This is a genomic window from Mycobacterium sp., from assembly GCF_047975165.1.
Classification (GTDB): domain Bacteria; phylum Actinomycetota; class Actinomycetes; order Mycobacteriales; family Mycobacteriaceae; genus Mycobacterium.
Window position 1 is genome coordinate 25,031 of the sequence record NZ_JBKECZ010000045.1, and the last position, 6,474, is coordinate 31,504.

At 65.0% G+C, this 6,474-nt stretch carries 8 protein-coding genes; 7 read left to right on the forward strand and 1 reads right to left on the reverse strand.

Features of this window, described 5'->3' with window-relative positions; all coding sequences use genetic code 11:
* Nucleotides 1-7: 7 nt before the first annotated feature.
* Nucleotides 8-778, forward strand: coding sequence for a PaaX family transcriptional regulator C-terminal domain-containing protein (locus ACK5M9_RS04575; RefSeq protein WP_416892006.1), 771 nt, complete (start codon nt 8-10; stop codon nt 776-778).
* Nucleotides 775-1,554: a crotonase/enoyl-CoA hydratase family protein gene (locus tag ACK5M9_RS04580; protein WP_416892007.1), complete on the forward strand. Its 780-nt coding sequence runs from the start codon at nt 775-777 to the stop codon at nt 1,552-1,554. Before ACK5M9_RS04575 ends, ACK5M9_RS04580 begins: the two co-directional genes overlap by 4 nt.
* Nucleotides 1,555-1,573: 19 nt before the next feature.
* On the opposite strand, the gene ACK5M9_RS04585 is transcribed toward ACK5M9_RS04580, so the two are convergent.
* Entirely contained in the window at nt 1,574-1,951 is a 378-nt protein-coding gene (locus tag ACK5M9_RS04585) for a DUF3060 domain-containing protein (protein ID WP_416892008.1), read from the reverse strand.
* Between the two features lie 194 nt (nt 1,952-2,145).
* Between ACK5M9_RS04585 and ACK5M9_RS04590 the strand changes: the two genes are divergently transcribed.
* The 5 genes from ACK5M9_RS04590 to ACK5M9_RS04610 all read left to right on the forward strand — a co-directional run.
* Nucleotides 2,146-2,790 (forward strand): TetR/AcrR family transcriptional regulator, encoded by a 645-nt coding sequence (locus ACK5M9_RS04590; RefSeq protein ID WP_416892009.1) that lies wholly within the window; start codon nt 2,146-2,148, stop codon nt 2,788-2,790.
* Nucleotides 2,791-3,067: 277 nt separating this feature from the next.
* On the forward strand, nt 3,068-3,442 hold the full coding sequence (rpsL, locus tag ACK5M9_RS04595; RefSeq protein ID WP_007167812.1) for a 30S ribosomal protein S12: 375 nt from the start codon (nt 3,068-3,070) through the stop codon (nt 3,440-3,442).
* Nucleotides 3,442-3,912, forward strand: a complete 471-nt coding sequence (rpsG, locus tag ACK5M9_RS04600) for a 30S ribosomal protein S7 (RefSeq protein WP_416892010.1) — start codon at nt 3,442-3,444, stop codon at nt 3,910-3,912. The genes rpsL and rpsG overlap by 1 nt, the downstream gene beginning before the upstream one ends.
* Nucleotides 3,913-4,004: 92 nt before the next feature.
* A complete protein-coding gene (gene fusA / locus ACK5M9_RS04605) occupies nt 4,005-6,110 on the forward strand; it encodes an elongation factor G (protein WP_416892011.1) in 2,106 nt (701 codons plus the stop codon).
* A gap of 187 nt (nt 6,111-6,297) precedes the next feature.
* On the forward strand, nt 6,298-6,474 hold a 177-nt coding region (locus tag ACK5M9_RS04610), incomplete at its 3' end, for a GTP-binding protein (RefSeq protein ID WP_416892013.1).

Sequence of the window (6,474 nt, forward strand, 5' to 3'; positions counted from 1 at the left end):
GGTTGCGATGCCTGACTCTCCGGGCCGCATGACCGCTCGGTCCGTGGTGCTCAGCGCATTGCTGGGTGCCCACCCGGCCTGGGCGAGTTCCGGAGAATTAGTCGTGCTAGCAGCAGATTTCGGAATCAGGGAAACCGCTTTGCGGGTCGCGTTGACCCGGCTGGTCGGTTCGGGGGATCTGATCCGCTCGGCTGATGGCTACCGGCTGTCGGAACGACTGCTGGAACGGCAGGGCCGCCAGGACGCGGCCATGCTTCCGCGCACAGCGGCTTGGTGCGGAGGCTGGAATATCGTGGTGGTCACCAGCGTCGGGGTCGATCCGAGGATTCGCGCGTCTATACGACATGCGATGCAAGAAAACCGATTCGGCGAGTTGCGCGAAGGTGTATGGATGCGTCCGGACAATCTCGAGCTGCAGCTGTGCCACGATGTTGCCGAACGGGTCCGGGTGCTCAGGGCGCGGGACGAGGATTCCGCGGAGTTGGCCGGGAAACTGTGGGACCTGTCCGAATGGACTGAACAGGGTCGACGGTTGCTCGACGAAATATCGTGCACGCCGGATATTCCGGGGCGGTTCGCCGTGGCCGCGGCAATCGTGCGCCATCTGCTCACCGATCCGATGCTGCCCGATGAACTGCTGCCCGCCGACTGGCCGGGATCCGATTTGCGCGCAGCGTATTTGGAGTTCGCCGCCGAACTGGCGAGAAGACTCCAGGGGTCGCCATCGAAAGCTGGTGCTGCCCGCAACGACAACGCTGAACTGCAGGAGGCTAGGTGAGCGATCTTGTGCTGGTCGAGCGCGTTGGCGCGGTGACCACGGTGAGTATCAACCGGCCGGAGGCGCGCAATGCGGTGAACGGTCCGACGGCGGCGGCTCTTGTCGCGGCATTCGAACAATTCGATCGCGACGAAAGCGCATCGGTGGCGGTGCTGTGTGGTGAAGGTGGAACATTCTGTGCGGGAGCGGATTTGAAGGCATTCGGTTCCGAACAAGGCAATGTGGTGCGTGAATCAGGGCCGGGGCCGATGGGGCCGTCGCGCATGGTGTTGTCCAAGCCGGTGATCGCCGCCGTCGACGGTTTTGCGGTGGCGGGGGGCCTGGAATTGGCCCTGTGGTGCGACCTGAGGATCGCCGAGGAGGGTGCCGTCTTCGGGGTGTTCTGCCGGCGGTGGGGGGTGCCACTGATCGACGGCGGCACGGTGCGGCTTCCCCGGCTGATCGGGCAGAGCCGGGCGATGGACATGATCCTCACGGGTCGCGGGGTTGCCGCGGACGAAGCGTTGGCTATCGGGCTGGCCAACAGGGTGGTCCCCAAAGGCCGGGCACGCCGGGCCGCACAGGATCTGGCTGCCGACATGGCCAGGCTGCCGCAGCAGTGCCTGCGATCGGACCGGCTTTCCGCACTGCATCAGTGGGGCGTGCCGGAATCCGAGGCGCTGGACTTCGAGTTCGCCAGTTTCGCGCGCGTTGCCCCGGAGGCAGCCGCCGGTGCCGGACGGTTCGCCGCGGGCGAGGGCAGGCACGGAGCGCCGGCGCGACCGGGGGGCCGCTAGCGGGCTTGCGAACCCCGGTTCAGGGGCCGACTCGCTCGATGCGATTGACCATGCCCAGTTCGCGGCCGCGGTCCCAGACGAACGGGTTGCCGTTGTGGTAGAAGACGGTGCCGTCCCAGCCGTAGACGGTGATGTCGTTGACGATCGTGTCGGCGACGACGGTGTTGGACGTGCCCATCACCGTCACCGCCCAGCAGGTTCCCTTGGCGGTGATGATGTTCGCCGTGCCGTCGACGAACAGGGTGGCGTCATTGCAGTCGATGGTCGTCTCGACGCCCTGCCCGGAGACATGGGTGTCGCCGTTCTTGGCGTGTGCGGCGGGCGCCGGGGCGACCGCCAGCGCGGCGATGGTCACTGCACAGGCGATCAGTGGACCGCTGCCGGGAATCTGTTTCACTGGGCCCCACTTCGTCGGGCGGGTCGTGTGCTCCGAGCCTACGGGTTTCGCACCCGGTTGCGACAGACCCAACCGCGTCACGGCGGCGTTTGAGCCGGCCGATGTCCGATCCGGTGAACTAGAGTCATTAGCTGATCCACCGGCCACCCCGCACGGTTCGAAGTCTCGTCACCCCAACCGGAGGTCGAAACGGCATGGCAGGCCAGTCGGCGACACCGTCAATCGGCGGTCGCGCGCGCGGCGGAAAACCCGGGGTACGGCAGGCCAGGCTGAGTCGGGAGGCCATCGTCGACGGTGCGCTGACCTTCCTGGACCGCGAGGGCTGGGACGCGCTGACGATCAATGCGCTGGCGACCCAGCTCGGGACCAAGGGGCCGTCGCTGTACAACCATGTGGACAGCCTCGAGGATCTGCGCCGGGCGGTGCGGATCCGAGTCATCGACGACATCATCACGATGCTCAACCGCGTCGGCGAGGGGCGTGCCCGAGACGATGCCGTCCTGGTCATGGCGGGCGCATACCGCAGCTATGCCCACCACCACCCCGGCCGCTATTCGGCGTTCACCCGGATGCCGTTCGGTGGCGACGACCCCGAATACTCCGCGGCGACCAGAGGTGCGGCGGCCCCGGTGATCGCGGTGCTGGCGTCCTACGGTCTCGACGGAGAGGAAGCATTCTTTGCCTCCCTGGAATTCTGGTCGGCCCTGCACGGGTTTGTTCTGTTGGAGATGACCGGTGTGATGGACGACATCGACACCGACGCGGTCTTCTCCGACATGGTGCTGCGACTGGCGGCCGGCATGGACAGGCGCACTCGGAGGCCGGCCGATCGCGGCTGAATAGCGGAGTCGGCCCGGTTCGGGCTCCACTTTGACCTGCCAGACCGCCGACGGGTAAGGTGGTGGGTCGTGCCTGGCGGCTTGCGGCGCCTGAAGCAGGGGCGTGAATGCCGGGCCAATTCGCATGTCTTGCATGTCCAGGACGCAACGGATAACACCGTGCTGGGGGCGCGGATATGCGACACGCCCGCCCGCGGGGTAGCGAAGAGCGGCTCGCGGCGGGCAAACGCGCAGTACAAGAGACTTGACGGAACGCACAAACAGAGAAAGCCGGTCGATGCCAACCATCCAGCAGCTGGTCCGAAAGGGTCGTCGCGACAAGATCGCCAAGGTCAAGACCGCGGCCCTGAAGGGCAGCCCCCAGCGTCGTGGTGTGTGCACCCGCGTGTACACCACCACCCCGAAGAAGCCGAACTCGGCGCTTCGCAAGGTTGCCCGTGTGAAGCTGACGAGCCAGGTTGAGGTCACCGCCTACATCCCCGGTGAAGGCCACAACCTGCAGGAGCACTCGATGGTGCTGGTGCGCGGCGGCCGGGTGAAGGACCTGCCCGGTGTGCGCTACAAGATCATCCGCGGCTCCCTCGACACCCAGGGTGTGAAGAACCGCAAGCAGGCTCGCAGCCGCTACGGTGCCAAGAAGGAGAAGAGCTGATGCCGCGAAAGGGGCCCGCACCCAAGCGTCCGTTGGTCAACGACCCGGTATACGGATCGCAGCTGGTTACTCAGCTGGTCAACAAAGTCCTGTTGAAGGGTAAGAAATCGCTGGCCGAACGCATTGTCTACGGCGCGCTTGAGCAGGCCCGCGACAAGACCGGTACCGATCCGGTGATCACCCTCAAGCGGGCCCTGGACAACGTCAAGCCCGCACTGGAGGTGCGTAGTCGCCGGGTCGGCGGTGCGACCTATCAGGTGCCGGTCGAGGTCCGTCCGGATCGTTCGACCACGCTGGCGCTGCGCTGGCTCGTAGGCTTTTCCCGGCAGCGCAGGGAGAAGACCATGGTCGAGCGGCTGGCCAACGAGATTCTGGATGCCAGCAACGGACTTGGGGCCTCGGTCAAACGGCGTGAGGACACGCACAAGATGGCCGAGGCAAACCGGGCGTTCGCGCACTACCGCTGGTAGTCAGTCGCCCCCGGCGCTGAAGCCGCGGGTGTCGACGCCGACCGCAATGCGAAACATCGCTAACTGAGCAACGAAAGAGTGGGAAGACTTCTGTGGCACAGAAGGACGTGCTGACCGATCTGACGAAGGTCCGCAACATCGGCATTATGGCGCACATCGACGCCGGTAAGACCACGACGACCGAGCGCATCCTCTACTACACCGGTATCAGCTACAAGATCGGTGAGGTGCACGACGGTGCGGCCACCATGGACTGGATGGAGCAGGAGCAGGAGCGCGGGATCACCATCACCTCCGCGGCGACCACCTGCTTCTGGAACGAAAACCAGATCAACATCATCGACACGCCGGGTCACGTCGATTTCACCGTCGAGGTTGAGCGCTCGCTGCGTGTTCTCGACGGCGCCGTCGCGGTCTTCGACGGCAAGGAAGGCGTCGAGCCGCAATCCGAGCAGGTCTGGCGGCAGGCCGACAAGTACGACGTCCCGCGCATCTGTTTCGTCAACAAGATGGACAAGATCGGCGCCGACTTCTACTTCTCCGTCCGGACCATGGAGGAGCGACTGGGCGCCAACGTCATCCCGATTCAGCTTCCCGTCGGCTCCGAGGGCGACTTCGAGGGCGTCGTCGACCTCGTCGAGATGAAGGCCAAAGTCTGGCGCGGGGAGACCAAGCTCGGTGAAACCTACGAAACCATCGATATCCCCGCCGAACTTCAGGAAAAGGCCGACGAGTACCGCACCGCGCTGCTGGAGGCGGTCGCCGAAACCGACGAGGCTCTCCTGGAGAAGTACCTGGGCGGGGAGGAGCTGTCGGTCGCCGAAATCAAGGGCGCGCTGCGCCAGCTGACGATCAGTTCCCAGGCTTATCTGGTGCTGTGCGGAAGCGCATTCAAGAACAAGGGCGTGCAGCCCATGCTCGACGCCGTGATCGACTATCTGCCTTCGCCCCTGGACGTTCCGGCGGCGCTGGGCCACGCTCCGGGCAAGGAGGACGAGGAGGTCACTCGCGATCCGTCGACGGACGAGCCGTTCTCGGCGCTCGCGTTCAAGGTTGCGACGCACCCGTTCTTCGGAAAGCTCACCTATGTCCGGGTGTATTCGGGCAAGGTCGATTCCGGGTCTCAGGTCATCAACGCCACGAAGGGCAAGAAGGAACGGCTGGGCAAGCTGTTTCAGATGCACTCGAACAAGGAAAATCCGGTGGACGCTGCCTCTGCCGGTCACATCTACGCGGTGATCGGGCTCAAGGACACCACCACCGGCGACACCTTGTGCGACCCGAACAACCAGGTTGTTCTTGAGTCGATGACCTTCCCCGACCCGGTTATCGAGGTGGCGATCGAGCCCAAGACCAAGAGCGACCAGGAGAAGCTGAGCCTGTCGATCCAGAAGCTGGCCGAAGAGGACCCCACCTTCAAGGTGCATCTGGACCAAGAGACCGGCCAGACGGTGATCGGTGGGATGGGCGAGCTGCACCTGGACATCCTGGTGGACCGGATGCGCCGCGAGTTCAAGGTCGAGGCCAACGTCGGCAAGCCGCAGGTGGCGTACAAGGAGACCATCAAGCGGGCCGTGGAGAAGGTCGAGTACACCCACAAGAAGCAGACCGGCGGTTCCGGGCAGTTCGCGAAGGTGCTGGTCGCCATCGAGCCGTTCGAGGGCGAGGACGGTGCCACCTACGAATTCGAGAGCAAGGTCACCGGTGGGCGCATCCCGCGCGAGTACATTCCGTCGGTGGATGCCGGGGCGCAGGACGCCATGCAGTACGGCGTGCTGGCCGGATACCCGCTGGTCAACCTGAAGGTCATCCTGCTCGACGGGGCATTCCACGAGGTCGACTCGTCGGAGATGGCATTCAAGATCGCCGGTTCCATGGTGCTCAAGAAGGCTGCGCAGCAGGCGCAACCGGTGATTCTGGAGCCGATCATGGCCGTTGAGGTCATCACGCCCGAGGACTACATGGGTGACGTGATCGGCGACCTGAACTCCCGACGCGGGCAGATCCAGGCCATGGAGGAGCGGGCTGGTGCCCGCATCGTCAAGGCGCTGGTTCCGCTGTCGGAGATGTTCGGCTATGTCGGCGACCTGCGGTCGCGGACCCAGGGCCGGGCCAACTACACCATGGTCTTCGACTCCTACGCGGAGGTCCCGACCAACGTGGCCAAGGAGATCATCGCGAAGGCGACGGGCGAGTGAGCCTCGCAGCGAGCTCCAGTGAGCGAGGAGCGCAGCGAGGCCGTCGTCGAGCCAGGGGCACTGTGAGGGTCCCGGGCGAGTAAGACCCCCCGCTCGCGGACCCGGAACTCGGGTCCGCGAGGATCGCATCACCTTTCGTACCTGCCGTCAGCATGGCGGACAGTCACCAGTCCAGGAGGAATCCCCAGTGGCGAAGGCGAAGTTCGAGCGGACCAAGCCGCACGTCAACATCGGCACCATCGGTCACATCGACCACGGCAAGACCACGCTGACGGCGGCCATCACCAAGGTTCTGCACGACAAGTACCCGAACCTCAACGAGGCTTCGGCGTTCGACCAGATCGACAAGGCTCCCGAGGAGCGC